Consider the following 15,531-nt stretch of genomic DNA (forward strand, 5'->3'; position numbering starts at 1 on the left):
GGGGCCGTCGCGGGCGGTGGCGGAGACATGGAGCCAGCGGCGGCCTGGGGCCGCCGCGCGGCCCGCGCCAGCGGGCCGCCTTGATCCAGTAAAGAAACTTTGGACAGCTCACCTCTTCGGCCGCGGCGGCCGGTAGAAGTGGGCTACTTTGTCATGGATTGCACGATTCATCGGCTGAATTGTCTATTCGCCCGCTCTTGCCTGGGGCTGTTCGTGAAATCGACGATAACTATCCACAGGTGAACCGTAGTTGGCTCATTTGGTCGGGTTATCCACAGGCAGGGGGCGAGAGATGCCCGTTTGGGAGAGTTATTCGCTTTGTCGACTGTGCTGGCCGCGCCGGGGGAAGGGGCCCGTTTCGCACGGATGCGGAGGCGTGGTCCAGGTCACCTCGCGCGGGGTCACACGCGGGGCATCTCTCGCACCTCTATACGTGATCCGCGATTGCGGGCCGGTGAACATAGCCGACGATCGCCGGTTAGCCGAACCGGGAACTCTCTGGACCCTTGTCAGCACGGACCAGGAAGCCAGACCCGTGAAGGGAGTTGATTGTGATGCGCACCACACGGGCGGAACTGGCGGGGAGCGTCATTCCGGTTATGCGGTATTCCCCTCGGCGAAGGTCGTACGGCCGCTCATCATCCAGCTTGTGAACGCCCTTGAGCGCGCCCCGTTGCGCTGACCCGCAACCGGACAACGAGGTGGCGGGTGGTGAACCTGGTGCATACGATCCCGGGATGGCTGGAATGTCGATCACCGTATGCCTGCCCGGTTCGGCTGCGAAAAGGGTGGACGAGGCGGTCGCGGAAGCGATGGCGCCGTTTGCCAGTGACGGTGTGGGCGCCGTGGAACGGGATGTGTGGGACAGCTATCGGATCTGCGGTTCCGTGGGTCTGCCGGTGCTGGCGGGTCATGAGGGTGATCTGCGATTGGTCGCTGATCGCCCCCGCTGGGACGGTTCGTTGGAGCCCGCGGTCCCCGGGGGATGCGCGGGAGGGCCGCGGGGGCTGATCGACTTCCGCGACGTCCTGCGGGCGGAAGCCGCTGGTCACGCGGGTCGGGTGTGGGATCGCTGGCAGGAGGTGGTTTCCCGCCACCTGGCCCCGGACGACGAATCAGTGTTTTTCTACCGTTACCTCGCCGCCGGAGGGGCCAGGGACTCATACGAGACATCGCGGGAAGCCGCCGACTATCGGGCGCAGCCGGCCGTCCGTGCCTGGGTGGATGTAGCGCCGAGGCTGGCCCGGCCCGACATCGCGGACCACTTCTCTTTCGATTGGGACCCGGTCGGAATCGGACGACGCAGCCGCGAGGAGTACGTCGCGACCTACGAGTTCAGCCTTCTGCCACTGCGCAACGTGCTGACGCTCAGTGGATGGTGGTACGAACTTGGCGATCCTCCCCTGCACGGCGCATGCCACGGTCCCCTCGAGTGCGTCCACGAGCCGAACTTCGGCATGGAACACCCGGAGGTGCAGTCCTATCTCATCGCGCTGCCCGCCGACACTCTGCTCGTCAACGTGCACTGCCACGTCTGATCCGCCCCACCCACATGGCCGGTCGACGCCACCTCGCAGTGGTGATCATGGGACCACCTCTACCGCAACACCGTTGCGTTTACGTCCGCGAGCGGCTCGCAAGTCCGTGCTCGAAGAACGTGACAGTGGTGTGGACGGTGTAGTTCTGGCTGGTCGTGGGGTGTTGTCCGGCGTTCGGGCCGTACTTGCTGGTGGGGTTCTTTCGGGTGCGGGCCTTGACGCGGTGCCGGTGGCGGGCGGGGTGCAGGGCGTCGAGGACGGCCCGGCCGATGGTGCCGACGAGGTCGGCGGGTCCCGTCGGGGGCAGGATCGCGGTCGCGGTGGTCACGGTGTCGCCGGCGGTGGTCTGCAGGACGGTGAAGCTGATGCGGTCCATGTCCAGGCCGGGCCGGGTGCAGGCGGTGTCGGAAGCGGCACGGATCAGGGCCTGGTAGGTGGTGAGCAGGGCGTAGACCTCCTGGTCGAGGCCGGTCAGGCTGCGGGAGCGCAGGACACGGCCGTCCAGCATCGTTGCCTTGATCGAGAAGTACGTCGTCTCCGACTGCCACCGCTCGTGGTAGAGATCCACGAGCCTGGCAGCTGGGTGGGCGGCCGGGTCGAGGAGAGTGGTGAGCAGGCGCCACTGCTCGGTGCGGACGGTGCCATCGGCCAGGGTCACGGTGACGGACGCCTCGATGACGCGGACGGTCAGCATGACGGGCAGGACGCCGTAGCCGATCCGGGCCAGGTAGGAGCCGTCGTCCAGGTGCCGGAAGGGGGTGGGTATGCGGCGGGCGGAGGAGCGCACCAGGAACTGGGCGCCGGTGGCCTGGACGTCCCGGGCGAACTCGTTCGCGTCGAAGCCGGCATCGGCCAGCAGGAGCATCGTGCGGTCCAGCACACTCAACAGGCGTCCCGCGTAGGTGAGTTCGCCGTCACTCTCGGGGCCGAACGCGGCGGCCAGCACGGCACGGGTGCCACACTCGACCAGGACCACGAGTCGTAGCAGCGGGTAGCCGAACTCCACGCTCTCGCCCGCCCGCTTGGGATAGCGCCAGGTGAGCGCCTCCTCATCGGGCACGTGCAGCAAGGTGCCGTCCACGGCCACGGTCCGAAGCCCCCGATAGAACGAGCCGGCCTGCCCGAGGTGGGCGACGGGTCCGGCGAGGATCTCGAACAGCCGCCGCAGCGGTGCCGCTCCTATCCGCCGTCGGGCCCGGGACAGCGAGGAGACCGCCGGACGCACCAACGGCAGTCCCTCCAGCCCCGCCGTCAGCTTGCCCCACACGCCCCGATAGGAACAGTCCTCGAACAGGGCCAGCGCGAGGACGAAATAGACCACCACCCGGGACGGCAGCAGCCGCAGCCGCTTCTCACGTGACCCTGTCTCATCGATCACCGCGTCCACCAGTACGAAGTCCACGATCTGGGTCAGCTCGCCCAAGTGGCCGGGCGCGTACACACCCCCGGCCGCCTCGACCGTGCGCGTGATGACAGACTTCTCCTGCAACGGGACTCCCGATGATCTTCTTGCTCGACACAAGCTGATCTATCAGGACGTCCCGTTGCGTCATTCAACAGGGCTTGACCTGCGACTCAAAACCCAAACGCAACGGCGTTGACCTCTACCGCAACACCGTTGCGTTAGCGCCTTGAGCGGTTGCTGAGTCCGTGCTCGAAGAACGTAACCGTGGTGTCGATGGTGTAGTTCTGGCTGGTCGTGGGGTGTTGTCCGGCGTTCGGGCCGTACTTGCTGGTGGGGTTCTTCCGGGTGCGGGCCTTGACACGGTGCCGCTTGCCGACAGGGTGCAGGGCGTCGAGGACGGCCCGGCCGATGACGCCGACAAGGTCGGCGGGCCCGGCCGGGGGAAGGATGCCGGCCGCGGTGGTGACGGCATCTGCGGCGGTCGCGTGCAGGACGGTGAAGCTGATGCGGTCCATGTCCAGGCCGGGCTTCTGCCTCGACCGTCGTGAACCGGGTGTTCTCCTCCACGCGCGGGCGGAGGCCAGCGTCAGACAAGCGGTCGGCGAGAGCCGCCGCGGTCGCTCCCGAAGCGGACACAGCGCACCCTCCGTTGCCAGCGATCACTTTCAGTGAAGCTAGTTAACTAGATTAGAGCTAGTGGACTAGATTTTCCATATGTCTGAGCAACCGCCGTACCTCCGCATCGCCGACGAACTCCGGCAGCGCATCGCGGAGCACGTCTGGGAACCGGGCGACCGTCTCCCATCCCGCGCCCAGATCGGCCAGGAGTTCGGCGTGGGCGAGAACGTGGTCCGCAGGGCACAGGAGTTGCTGATCTCCCAAGGCGTGCTGGAAGGCCGGGCCGGATCGGGCACCTACGTCGCCGAGCCCCGGGAGCGCGTGAGGGTCGTCCGGTCGTCGGCACGTGAGCAGCCCAGTGGATCCCCGTTCCGCCAGGACATGAAGGCCCTTCGCCGACAGGGCGACTGGGAGAGCCGGACCGACGCGAAGGTGCCGGCCCCGGCGGAGATCGCGACGCGGCTCGGGATCGCCGAGGGCGAGCTGTGCGTCCGCACGACGTACGAGTTCCTTGCGGACGGGAAGCCGGTCCAGTTGTCGGCGAGTTGGGAGCCGTACGCCGTCACTGGCGGAACCCTCGTCGTTCTTCCCGAGGGAGGGCCTCACGCGGGGGCTGGGGTCGTGAACCGCATGGCCGAGATCGGAGTCACCATCAGCCACGCGGTGGAGCAGCCCGAACCGAGGCACGCGACCGCCGAGGAAGCATCGCTACTCGGTATCCAGAAAGCCGCGCTCGTGACGCACATCCGGCGGACGTACTACAGCGATGACGGCCGACCCGTGGAGACAGCGGACATCGTGGTGCCCGCAGCGCACTGCGAGATCGTCTACGAGATCCCGATCAACCGCTGACGAGCTGCCCAGGCAGCTCCAAAGCCGTGGCCCGGCCGTGCCCCCTGCGTGCCCCTTCCGTGCCCGACAGAGCGGGAAACCAGGGGGAACAGCGGGTGCCCGGCAGGGAGTAGGCATGGCAGAGGCCCCCGACCATACGTACTGGTCAGGGGCCTCTCACTTGCGGTGGGTGTGGGATTTGAACCCACGGTGACATCGCTGCCACGACGGTTTTCAAGACCGTTCCCTTAGGCCGCTCGGGCAACCCACCCCGCGTCGTCGAGCCGGCGGGCCGGGCCCGCCTCGACGCGAAGGACAGCCTAGCCGGTCAGCTGTCGCCCTCGCGCTCGCCCAGGGTGAGTTCGGCAGTCGCCGTCTTGCCGTCGCGCTTGTACGTCAATGTGACCTTGTCACCCGGCTCGTGGGTCCAGATCTCACCGATCAGGGTCGGCCCGCTCTCGATCACGGTGTCGTTGAACTTCGTGATCACGTCGCCGCCCTTGAGGCCCGCCTTGGCCGCAGGCCCGTTCGGGGAGACCGCCGCACTGCCGCCCGCGCCCTCCTCCGAGATGACCGCGCCGCCCGTCGTCTCGTCCATGGTGACCGTCGCGCCGATCACCGGGTAGACCGGCTTACCGGTCTTGATCAGCTGCTCCGCGACGTTCTTCGCCTGGTTGACCGGGATGGCGAAACCGAGGCCGATCGAGCCTGCCTGGGACTGACCGAGGCCACCGCTGGTCGACTGGATGGCCGAGTTGATGCCGATGACCGCGCCGCCCGCGTCGAGCAGCGGACCACCGGAGTTGCCCGGGTTGATCGAGGCGTCGGTCTGCAGGGCGCTCATGTACGAGTTCTTGCTGCTGGAACCGTCACCGGAGGCGACCGGGCGGTTCTTGGCGCTGATGATGCCCGTGGTGACCGTGTTGGAGAGGCCGAACGGCGCACCGATCGCGATGGTCGAATCGCCGACCGCCACCTGGTCCGAGTTACCGAGAGCCAGCGGCGTCAGGCCCTGCGGCGGGTTCTTCAGCTTCAGTACGGCCACGTCGTAGCCCTGCGCGCGGCCGACGACCTCGGCGCCGTACTTCTTGCCGTTGGAGAACGTCGCCGTCAGCTGGCCGTTGTCCGCCGCGGAGGCCACCACGTGGTTGTTCGTGAGGATGTGGCCCTCCTTGTCGTACACGAAGCCTGTTCCGGAACCGCCCTCGCCGTCGCCGTTCTGGGCGTCGATCGTGACGACGCTGGGCAGCGCCTTCGCCGCGACGCCCGCGACCGTGCCCGGGTCACGCTTGAAGTCCTTCGGGCTGTTCGAAGCCGCGATCGTGGTCGACCCGGTGGCGGAGTCCGTGTCGTTACGGTCGGCCACCCAGTAGCCGAGGGCTCCGCCGATCCCGCCGGCGACGAGCGCCGCCACGGCCACGGCGGCGACCAGACCGCTCGCACGCCGCTTGTGCGACGGCTCCGGGGCCGCGTGCGCCGGAGCGCCCCAGACCGCTCCAGAGTCGCCGCCGCCGGCGTACGAGGGAATCGCGGGAGGGGGAGGCGGCCAGCCGCCCGTCGCCGCCGGTTCCTGATACGCCGACTGGTGCGAGGACTGGTGCGCCTGCTCGTGGGTCGGCTGGTGCGCCTGCTGGTGAGTCGGCTGGTGCGCCTGCTGGTGAGTCGGCTGCTGCTGCGACGCCTGATACGGCTGCGACTGCTCGTAGGGCTGCTGGGTGGTTTCGTGCGGCTGGTTCCCGGCCGCCGCACCGGGGACCGCGTCCGGAGCAGGGGCCGGTACAGCCTCGGGGGCCCTCGGCACGTCAGCGGGAGCGGCCGGGGCCGGCGCCGCGAACGGCGGCATGCCCTCGGGAGCAGCGGCCGGCGGCACTGGAGGTGTGGACGGAACAGGCGGTACGGCCGGGACCGCAGTGCCCTCGTTGCCCTCGTTCTCGGTGCTCACAGCTCTTTACTCCTCGGTTCCACTCGGTCTTCGGCAAGAGATCCGCTGTGCACGTGTCTGCGGTCAGCTTTTCCCACAGCACGTCAGGCCACTGTAAGCAGGACCTGTGCATCCGCACACCAATCTTTACATCAGACAAAACGGTCTCCCCCTGTGTCCCGTCCCATGTCTTGCGTTTCAAGGTGCGCACACCTCTCGCCGTCCGGTGACACGATGACGCGGTGACGGACGCACGGCAGCACACCAACCGCACCCCCATCCAGGTCATCGCCCACCGCGGGGCCTCGGACGACGCCCCGGAGCACACGCTCGCCGCCTACCGAAAGGCGATCGAGGACGGTGCCGACGCTCTGGAGTGCGATGTACGGCTCACCGCGGACGGACATCTCGTCTGCGTCCACGACCGCCGGGTGAACCGCACGTCCAACGGCCGTGGCGCCGTCTCCACCCTGGAACTCTCCGCCCTCGCCGCTCTCGACTTCGGCTCCTGGAAGGACCGCGAGGAGTCCCCGGACTGGGACCCGGCGCCGGGCGAACTCACCTCCGTACTCACGCTGGAGCGCCTCCTCGAACTGGTCGCGGAGACGCGCGCGGCCGGGCGTCCCCTTCAGCTGGCCATCGAGACCAAGCACCCCACCCGCTGGGCGGGGCAGGTCGAGGAGCGACTGCTGCACCTGCTCAAGCGCTTCGGTTTGCACGATCCACCCGCCGACGCCCCCTCCCCGGTGAGCATCATGAGCTTCTCGGCACGTTCCCTGCACCGCGTCCAGGCCTCCGCGCCCACACTGCCGACCGTCTACCTGATGCAGTTCGTCACCCCGCGGCTCCGCGACGGACGGCTTCCCGCCGGTGCCCGGATCGCCGGTCCGGGGATGCGGATCGTACGCAGTCACCCCGGCTACATCGACCGCCTGCACGCCGCCGGCCACCGCGTACACGTCTGGACGGTGAACGAACCGGAGGACGTGGAGCTGTGTGTACGCCTCGGGGTCGGGGCGATCATCACCAATCGCCCAAAACAGGTCCTGTCCCAACTGGGTCGTCTTTAACATCCGTTACAGGGTGTGCACCGGCGCATTCGTTCCGTACCCGATCGTTACGAGTGCGTCACTGGCGGACCTTTGGCCGGTTTCCGGTCCAGTCCATTGGGGCATCCAATCCGTGGCGTGGGGCGAAGGAGGTCCGGGGGTGGCGTTGGTGGTGGCACAGGAAGTGCCCGCGTCGTCGAGCATGGCCGTACCCCATGGCCCTGCGGGCGTGGGGCAGGCGCGGCACCGTATGCGCGAGCAACTGCGCAGCAACGGGGTCGCGGACACGGTCGTCGACGATGCGGTTCTGATCCTTTCCGAACTTCTCAGCAACGCCTGCCGCCACGGCAGGCCACTGGGACAGCACACAGACGTGGGTGACGGCGATGTCCGCGCCGCATGGCGCGTGGACAGAACAGGCGGGCTGACCGTCGAGGTGACGGACGGCGGCGGGCCCACCCGGCCGGTCCCGGCCACCCCGTCGGTGACCGCACGGGGCGGTCGTGGGCTCAACATCATCAACTCTCTCGCCCGGGAGTGGGGCGTACGCGACAACTCCTCCGGTGAGGTCACCGTCTGGGCGCAGGTCGCCCAGGAACAGGGGACAGCAGGCCGTACGGGGCGGGCGCCCGACGGCCCGGACGGACTCCACGCTCTCAACGGCCTGGACACATTGGACGACCTGGGCGGACTGGGCGGGCTGGACGGACTCGGCTTCGCCGACGCCCTCGACGACGCGGGCTGACCGGACACCAGGCCCGAAACAAGACCCGAAAAACCGGACCCGACGACCGGCCTGCCGCCGGACGTCCGGAACGCGAGCCGATGGCAACGGAGCCCCGCGGCCGCACCCGCCCGGCACGGACCGCGTCGGCAGGTGTGCCCGGGCAGCGGCACAGGCGGCTAGGCTCGCGGCCGAGACCGCACTGTCGCAATCGGGAGAATGCCCACCATGGCCAAGAAGCGCCCTCAGACCAAGGCCGCGAAGCAGCAGCTCAAGGATGGTGAGATCCCGGTCGTCGGGGCCCGCGAGCCCTGCCCGTGCGGTTCGGGCCGCCGGTACAAGGCGTGTCACGGACGCGCCGCCGCCCAGGCCGTGACCGAACTGGTCCAGCGCCCCTTCGGGGGACTTTCCGGCGAGTGCGACTGGGTCGCCCTGCGCGAGCTGGTGCCCGCCGCCACCGTCGCGCTGACGCTGAAGGGCGGACTGCCCGAGGGTGTGCCGTCCGTGACGCTCGCGACCGTTCTGCCCATGGCATGGCCGGCGCTGCGTCGCGACGACGGTTCCGTCCTGCTCGCCCTGCAGAACGACACCTCCTCGGGCGACCTGAGCCGCGACCTCGCGGACACCCTGCAGCGGGCACTGGAGGCGGAGCCCGGAACGCCGGTCGCCGCCCGGCGCGTACCGGCCGACGGACCGCGTCTCCAGGACGTGCTCGACCCCGGCGCCCCGTTCGAGCCGGTCGTCCACTCCGGATTCGAGTTCTGGGTCCCGGACGCGGAGAACGCGACCCCGGAGGTGTCCGCCTCACTGGAGCGTGCCAACGACGCCGCGATCCCGACCACGCTGCTCTCCGGTGTGGACGCCGCGTACTGGTGCGAGACCCCGGAGAAGAACCACCTGCGCTGGGTCATGCCGTACCCCGAGGAGCAGCTCCTCGACGCGCTCGCCCGGCTGCACGCGGCCGGGACGTCCTCGCTGGGCGAGGGGACCCGTCTGGTCGGGTCGTTCCGGGCCCACGGGCTGATGGTCCCCGTGTGGGACCTGCCGCGCACGATGGGTGCCGAGGAGTGTGAGAAGCCTGCGGCCGAGATCGCCGAGCGGCTCGCCGAGGCACTCGCTTCGGACGCCCCGCTCACCCCGGAGGAGCGCCGTGCGCGCGGCGGGCTCACCAACCGCCAAGTAACGCTCAGCTGACAGTAACGACGCCCGCAGGGCGGCTCGGTGACCGGCGTCACAGGTGACCGTACTCGCGGGTAAATCATTGTCTGAATAGGCGAGATCGAATTTGCGAACGGCAGATCTCTTGTTACCGTTCTGGCAGTCCGGTCGCTGGTGCATCCCCCGTCGCCAGCGACCGGGCATCCTCATTTCCGGTGCTGCTCGAACGGCCCCGGCCGGCCCCGTCAACCGGTGGGCGCGGAAGCCGGGTTGCTGCCGGTCCGCAGGAGCAGTGGAGCGTCTTCCGCCGTCCCGCCCCTCGCGTACTCCGCCACCGCCGTATAGCCGGCCGCCACTCCGTGCACCGGTCCGCGCGGCGTCTCGCAGACACCCGGCTCGTCGTTCGCCTCCACCTCGCAGCGCAGCTGTACGGCCCGTCCGCCGGGTCCCATCAGCGTCAGGAACGCCCGCAGTTGCTCGCCGGTCGTGTTGCGGTAGTACGTGCGTGCCCAGACATCGCGCCCTGCCGTCATGACACAGGTCTGCGCCTCGATGCCTTCGGGAGAGGTCAGTTCCGGACCGCACCGGGTGGCAGGCGCATCGGCTCCGCCCCCGCCGGCGGGCGGCCCACTTTCGGACAGAAGTCCGGAGGGAGAGGCGGGAGAGACCGGCACCGGCGCATTCCCTTCCGGTCCGTCCGGGGAACTGTCCGCCGGGCGCTCGCCGGGCATTTCCCCAGCGGGATCTCCGGTGGGATCTCCAGCAGGTTCACCTGCACGTTCTTCGCCACGTCCTGCGGAAAGGCCATCAGAAAGTAGCGGGCTGCCGGATTTCCTATCGGCCGAAACGGATTCAGGTCCGCCCGAGGTCACAGCGGACGCGGCCAGTGGGAGCAGAGCGGTGAACAACACCGCCGCCGAGAGCCCGACCATGCGGAGATTCATCGTGGCCTCACCTGCCGACTGGGCGCGAATTTCTGACGGTGCGCCGACGATATCGAGGGAATTTGCGCGGCCGGGGCTGCGTGCACCCAATTACCGCAGAACTCGGTCGGCTCACACCCGTACGAGTGAGCCGACCGCAATCGTATGCCCGTCCGGACGCCATGGCGTCCGGACGTCACCGGCCTGCTCGCAGACCGGCGGCCGGGCCCCTGCCGGACCGTCAGTACGCGAGGCGGCTACCGCCGTCCGGAGCCCCGGTGCTCGCCTCGACCAGCGCGTCCAGCACGGCTTCCACGTCGGGGAGCCAGGGCGCGACCGACCGGGACTGCGGTGCCCGCTCCCAGCAGACCTGCCCGGCGCCGATCTCCGAAGGCGGCAGAACGAGATAGCCGCCTTCCCCGTGGAATCGCAGGGAGCTGGGCACCCAGTCCTTGGCGTGCAGCAGTTCACCGAGCCGCTCCAGGGTGTACGGAGCCACCAGCAGCGACCACCGCGTCGGCGTCGCCACCACCGGGCCGATGCGCAGGCCCATCGCGTCGAGCGCCGTAAGCGCCCCTGCGCCGACGACCGCGGGCAGACTGAGTGCGCAGGGCGCGCTGCCACCGGTGGCCAGCACGACCGGGGCCGCGGGCCGGTTGGTCCACCACCACCGCACCATGCGTTCGTCGGTGGTCGCGGCCAGGAGGCCGGGATCGAAGGGGTGTGCGCCGGGCACGGCGCACTCAGGGTCGGGGCAGGCGCAGCCACGGCCGCGGTCACCGCGCGCACCGGCGGTCGCCGGCCCTGCTCCGGGCAGCACGGGCCACTGCCATGCGGTGGCACAGGTCAGCGCCGCGTCGAGCTGCGCGGACCGTCCCTTGCGCCGGAGCCGGAGCCTGCGTCGCCTTCCGAGGATCTCGCGCATGAGCGCTCGTTCCTTTCCGTTGAACGCCGAGGTCCACATCACACCACGTGTGCGTTACACCACGCGTGCGTCTCTTCGCTGTGCGTACATGCTCATCAGATCTGCGGTACGGGCATGCCTTCGGTACCGAGCGTGAGCCGAGCCGAGCAGAGTGGAACCGTGCAGAAATGGAGCTGAGTCGAAGCGAGCCGAGTCGTACCTAGCCGAGCGGAGCCGGACCGGGTCCAGCCAAAAACATGGCGGGGGCGGCGCGTGCTGCGCACCAGCCGTCCTGTGCAAGCCCCGCCACTCGGGGGTGGGGGCGCGGCCGTCGCCGATAAGGACGTCCGGGCCCGCTGCCAGGTTCCAGTTCCAGGGCGATCACAACTGCCCATGGTCATCACCGATACGTACCCAGCATGCCCCGGATGACGCTTCCCCGGGCACTTCACCCCGGGGGCACCACCTGTCGAGCACACCCAGTCGACCGCAAATAACTGTCATAGGTGCATTTTTTGGCCAACTTAACTGTCACACAGACACCACAAATCCCGTGAGGACAATGCTGGACATCGCCTTACTTGTGCGTGTACATGTGGATGCATTGATAGCGGCGCAGAATGACATGGGGGTTTGCGATGCTATTCGACGAATCGCACCGGTCGGAAAGCTGGCTGCCATGAGCGCCCCTCACCTCCCGAAAGTGGCTGGAATCGATCCAACAGTTCCTGTTTCAACGCACACTTCCGCGCCTCTGACGGGTGTCCCGGCAGCCCCGGGAGCCTTCCTCCAGGACCGTCTGGCGTCCTGGGTGTCCGACCTCACGACCCTGCACGAACTCACCGAGCGCCTGGCCAGAACCCATACGCTCGACCTCGCCCTCCGCGAACTGCTGGCCGCCGGAGCCGCCCTCGTCGGCGCACGCCGGGGGCTCCTCGTCCTCGAACCGGCCGTGGGCGGCCCCTCCACCACGATCGGCCTGGGACTCGCGCACGCGGAGCTCGGGCACATCGAGACCGTGCCGCGCAGCGCCACCTCGTACGGCCGCATCCTCGACGGACTGCCGGACGCCCAGGGCCCGCTGACCAACCCCGATCTGCTCGGCGACGAGAACCTCGACCCGCGCCACCGCGAGGTCGCCGCCCGGCTCGGCTACGCCGCGAGCTACGCCCTGCCGCTCGCCACCGACGCCGCAGGCCGGCTCGGGGCGGCCGTCTGGCTCTACGACGAACCCGCCGAACCGCTGGAACGCCAGCGCCACCTCGTCGGTCTCTACGTCCGGTACGCCACGGAGCACCTGGCCCGGCTGCTGGAGCTCGAACGGGCCCGCGCCGACGTGGCGATCCTCGCCGAGGAACTGCTGCCGAGCAGGCTGCCACGGACCCCCGGGGTCCAACTGGCCGCCCGCCACAGGGCCGCGCCCCAGGGCGGCGGGGACTGGTACGACGCCCTGCCGCTGCCGGACGGCGCGCTCGGTCTCGCGGTCGGTTCGGTCGGCGGTTCGGGCCCGGGCGCGCTCGCCACCATGGGCCGGCTGCGGGCGAGTCTGCGGGCGTACGCCGTGATGGAGGGCGAGGACCCCGTCGCCGTACTCTCCGATCTGGAGCTGCTGCTGCGGCTGACCGAGTCTGCCAGGGCCGCCACCGCCCTCTTCGCCTACTGCGAGCCCGCCCGGCGCAGGATCGTGCTGGCCGGGGCAGGGCACAGCCCGCCCCTCGTCATCGGTGACCGCCGCACCGAGTTCGTGGAGACCACGCTGTCGGCACCTCTGGGCATGCTCGCCTGCTGGGAGGCACCGAGCGTGGAGTTCACCCCCGAGCCGGGCGAGACCGTACTCCTCTACACCGACGGCCTGCTGCGACGCACCGGCGACGCGATGGACCGGGCGTTCGCCCGGCTGCACTCGGCGGCGTCCTGCGTACCCAAGGCCGCGCGGCGCGATCCGGGCGCGATCGCCGACCATGTGCTGCGGGCGATGCTGCCGGAGGGCCTGGACCAGGGCGACGGCACCGAGGACGTCGTGATCCTGGCCGCCCACTTCGACTGACCGATGCCGTACCGGACGCCGGGGCCGATGAAGCCCAGGTCCCGCGCGGTCGTGTAAGTGGTCTTCCGGCCCTGGACCCCCTTCCGTACGCCCGTACGATGGGGAGTGGTCCAGTGTCGTATCAAGGAGACAAATCGTGTCTGAGGAGCTCATCCCGGAGAACCCGGAGCCGGAGACCGAAGAAGCAGAGCCGATCAAGCGGCGGAAGAACGGCCTGTACCCGGGCATTTCCGATGAGCTCGCCGACAACATGAAGTCGGGCTGGGCCGACACCGAGCTGCACGGCCTGGAGCCGATCGCCCAGGCCGGGTACACCGCCACCCGTCGCGCCGCGCTCTCCGCACGCTTCCCCGGCGAGCGTCTGATCATTCCCTCGGGCAACCTCAAGACCCGTTCGAACGACACCGAGTACGCCTTCCGCGCCTCCACCGAGTACGCGTACCTCACCGGTGACCAGACCCACGACAGCGTCCTGGTCCTGGAGCCCAAGGGCTCCGGGGACACGGCCGGACACGAGGCGACCGTCTACCTCCTGCCCCGCTCCGACCGTGAGAACGGCGAGTTCTGGCTCGACGGCCAGGGCGAACTGTGGGTCGGCCGGCGCCACTCCCTCACCGAGGCCGAGCAGGTGCTGGGCATACCGGCGAAGGACGTCCGTGAGCTCCCGGCCGCGCTGGCCGAGGCCACCGGACCCGTGCGCAACGTCCGCGGGCACGACGCCGGCATCGAGGCCGCACTGACCGACAAGGTCACCGCGGAGCGCGACGAGGAGCTGCGCGTCCACCTCTCCGAGGCCCGCCTGGTGAAGGACGCCTTCGAGATCGCGGAACTGCGGAAGGCCTGCGAGATCACCGCCCGCGGCTTCGAGGACGTCGTGAAGGTCCTCGACAAGGCCGAGGCGACGAGCGAGCGCTACATCGAGGGCACCTTCTTCCTGCGCGCCCGCATCGAGGGCAACGACATCGGCTACGGCTCGATCTGCGCCGCCGGGCCGCACGCCACCACCCTGCACTGGGTGCGCAACGACGGCGCCGTCCGCTCCGGCGAACTGCTGCTGCTCGACGCGGGCGTGGAGACCAATGACCTCTACACCGCCGATGTGACGCGCACCCTTCCCATCAACGGCACGTTCACGCCGCTCCAACGGAAGATCTACGACGCGGTGTACGAGGCGCAGGAAGCGGGCATCGCGGCCGTCAGGCCCGGCGCCGACTACCGCGACTTCCACGACGCCGCGCAGCGCGTGCTCGCCGAGAAGCTCGTCGAGTGGGGCCTACTCGGCGACCTGTCCGTGGACAAGGTCCTGGAGCTCGGCCTCCAGCGCCGCTGGACCCTGCACGGCACCGGTCACATGCTCGGCATGGACGTCCACGACTGCGCCGCGGCCCGCACCGAGGCGTACGTCAACGGCGTCCTGGAGCCCGGTGTGTGCCTCACGGTCGAGCCCGGTCTGTACTTCCAGGCCGACGACCTGACCGTGCCCGAGGAGTACCGCGGCATCGGCGTACGGATCGAGGACGACATCCTCGTCACCGAGGACGGCAACCGGAACCTGTCCGACCAGCTGCCGCGCCGGTCCGACGAGGTCGAGGCGTGGATGGCCCGGCTCAAGGGCTGACCCGCAGGGCGACGGACCGTCGTACCAGCGCCGGGGGGCGCGCCGCTCAGCACACCATGAGCAGCGTGCCCTCCCGCCATTTCAGGACCTTGTCGAAGCTCACGACCGCGCCCCTGCCCGGCCGGTTGGCGAACTGGACGTGATCGGCGAGCTGTTCGATCAGACCGAGCCCGCGTCCGCTCTCCGCCGTGACGGTGGGCTGCCCGGCGGGCAGCCGCACCGCGGCCGACTCCTCCACGGGCTGATCGACGGCCGGATGACCGACGGCCGGGCAGACCTCCTCCAGGTGGACCGGAGGCCGCTGCGCGGCAGCGGGCTGTCTGCCGGCCGGACATTCGGCGGGCGGTTGCACGGCGGTGCGAAGCGCGGGCCGGGTGGGGAATCCGGGCCCCGAATCGGCGACTTCGATACGGCATTTCTCGCCGTCCAGATACGCGGTGACCCGGTACTGCTCACCGGAACCCGCGGCACCCTCGTCCCGGCGTTCCCCGCCGTGCTCCACGGCGTTCGCGCAGGCTTCGCTGAGCGCCACGGAGAGGTCGTAGGAGATGTCCGGATCGACGCCCGCGGTTTCCATGGTGCCCAGTAGGAAACGACGGGCGAGCGGAACGCTCGCGGCTTCGCGCCGCAAATGGAGTGACCACCACATGCTCATGCTCCAGCCTCCTGGCTGCGGCTCGACATACGGATACGTATTGCCGCACAGTGCCCCTTGTAAGCACGGATCGGCCGCGACAGCATCCATTCGGCGGATGCGAATGTTCCGTATACCGGCTAGGGCCCGGCGGCCCGGCC

At 69.4% G+C, this 15,531-nt stretch carries 13 protein-coding genes and 1 tRNA gene; 7 read left to right on the forward strand and 7 right to left on the reverse strand.

Going from position 1 to position 15,531, the window contains the following annotated elements; genetic code table 11:
• Positions 1-737: 737 nt before the first annotated feature.
• Positions 738-1,538: a hypothetical protein gene (locus F0344_RS17155; protein ID WP_258049979.1), complete on the forward strand. Its 801-nt coding sequence runs from the start codon at positions 738-740 to the stop codon at positions 1,536-1,538.
• Positions 1,539-1,617: 79 nt separating this feature from the next.
• On the opposite strand, the gene F0344_RS17160 is transcribed toward F0344_RS17155, so the two are convergent.
• Together F0344_RS17160 and F0344_RS17165 are read right to left on the reverse strand one after the other, a co-directional pair.
• Positions 1,618-3,027 (reverse strand): IS4 family transposase, encoded by a 1,410-nt coding sequence (locus F0344_RS17160; protein WP_185296855.1) that lies wholly within the window; start codon positions 3,025-3,027, stop codon positions 1,618-1,620.
• A 134-nt stretch (positions 3,028-3,161) separates the two neighbouring features.
• Positions 3,162-3,458 (reverse strand): hypothetical protein, encoded by a 297-nt coding sequence (locus F0344_RS17165; protein WP_185299622.1) that lies wholly within the window; start codon positions 3,456-3,458, stop codon positions 3,162-3,164.
• 199 nt (positions 3,459-3,657) lie between these two features.
• On the opposite strand from F0344_RS17165, the gene F0344_RS17170 reads away from it, so the two are divergent.
• Positions 3,658-4,413, forward strand: a complete 756-nt coding sequence (locus tag F0344_RS17170; protein WP_185299623.1) for a GntR family transcriptional regulator — start codon at positions 3,658-3,660, stop codon at positions 4,411-4,413.
• A 163-nt stretch (positions 4,414-4,576) separates the two neighbouring features.
• Here F0344_RS17170 and F0344_RS17175 read toward each other — a convergent pair.
• Positions 4,577-4,663, reverse strand: a tRNA-Ser gene (locus F0344_RS17175).
• Positions 4,664-4,720: 57 nt separating this feature from the next.
• Entirely contained in the window at positions 4,721-6,334 is a 1,614-nt protein-coding gene (locus F0344_RS17180) for a S1C family serine protease (protein ID WP_185299624.1), read from the reverse strand.
• 221 nt (positions 6,335-6,555) lie between these two features.
• Between F0344_RS17180 and F0344_RS17185 the strand changes: the two genes are divergently transcribed.
• The 3 genes from F0344_RS17185 (at position 6,556) to F0344_RS17195 (ending at position 9,280) form a co-directional block, all read left to right on the forward strand.
• Entirely contained in the window at positions 6,556-7,383 is an 828-nt protein-coding gene (locus F0344_RS17185) for a glycerophosphodiester phosphodiesterase (RefSeq protein ID WP_185299625.1), read from the forward strand.
• A 139-nt stretch (positions 7,384-7,522) separates the two neighbouring features.
• Positions 7,523-8,107 (forward strand): ATP-binding protein, encoded by a 585-nt coding sequence (locus F0344_RS17190; RefSeq protein WP_185299626.1) that lies wholly within the window; start codon positions 7,523-7,525, stop codon positions 8,105-8,107.
• Positions 8,108-8,314: 207 nt separating this feature from the next.
• Positions 8,315-9,280: a DUF5926 family protein gene (locus tag F0344_RS17195; protein ID WP_185299627.1), complete on the forward strand. Its 966-nt coding sequence runs from the start codon at positions 8,315-8,317 to the stop codon at positions 9,278-9,280.
• Positions 9,281-9,489: 209 nt separating this feature from the next.
• Here F0344_RS17195 and F0344_RS36535 read toward each other — a convergent pair whose 3' ends face one another.
• Positions 9,490-9,777, reverse strand: a complete 288-nt coding sequence (locus F0344_RS36535; RefSeq protein WP_308460976.1) for a hypothetical protein — start codon at positions 9,775-9,777, stop codon at positions 9,490-9,492.
• Between the two features lie 631 nt (positions 9,778-10,408).
• Positions 10,409-11,092 (reverse strand): bifunctional DNA primase/polymerase, encoded by a 684-nt coding sequence (locus F0344_RS17205; RefSeq protein ID WP_185299628.1) that lies wholly within the window; start codon positions 11,090-11,092, stop codon positions 10,409-10,411.
• Between the two features lie 541 nt (positions 11,093-11,633).
• Here F0344_RS17205 and F0344_RS17210 point away from each other — a divergent pair.
• Positions 11,634-13,118: a PP2C family protein-serine/threonine phosphatase gene (locus F0344_RS17210; RefSeq protein ID WP_185302734.1), complete on the forward strand. Its 1,485-nt coding sequence runs from the start codon at positions 11,634-11,636 to the stop codon at positions 13,116-13,118.
• A 136-nt stretch (positions 13,119-13,254) separates the two neighbouring features.
• A complete protein-coding gene (locus tag F0344_RS17215; protein WP_185299629.1) occupies positions 13,255-14,736 on the forward strand; it encodes an aminopeptidase P family protein in 1,482 nt (493 codons plus the stop codon).
• Positions 14,737-14,782: 46 nt separating this feature from the next.
• On the opposite strand, the gene F0344_RS17220 is transcribed toward F0344_RS17215, so the two are convergent.
• Complete coding sequence (locus F0344_RS17220; protein WP_185299630.1) at positions 14,783-15,391, reverse strand: ATP-binding protein; 609 nt, start codon at positions 15,389-15,391, stop codon at positions 14,783-14,785.
• Positions 15,392-15,531: the final 140 nt, after the last annotated feature.

It is taken from the genome of Streptomyces finlayi (genome assembly GCF_014216315.1).
Lineage (GTDB): Bacteria > Actinomycetota > Actinomycetes > Streptomycetales > Streptomycetaceae > Streptomyces > Streptomyces finlayi_A.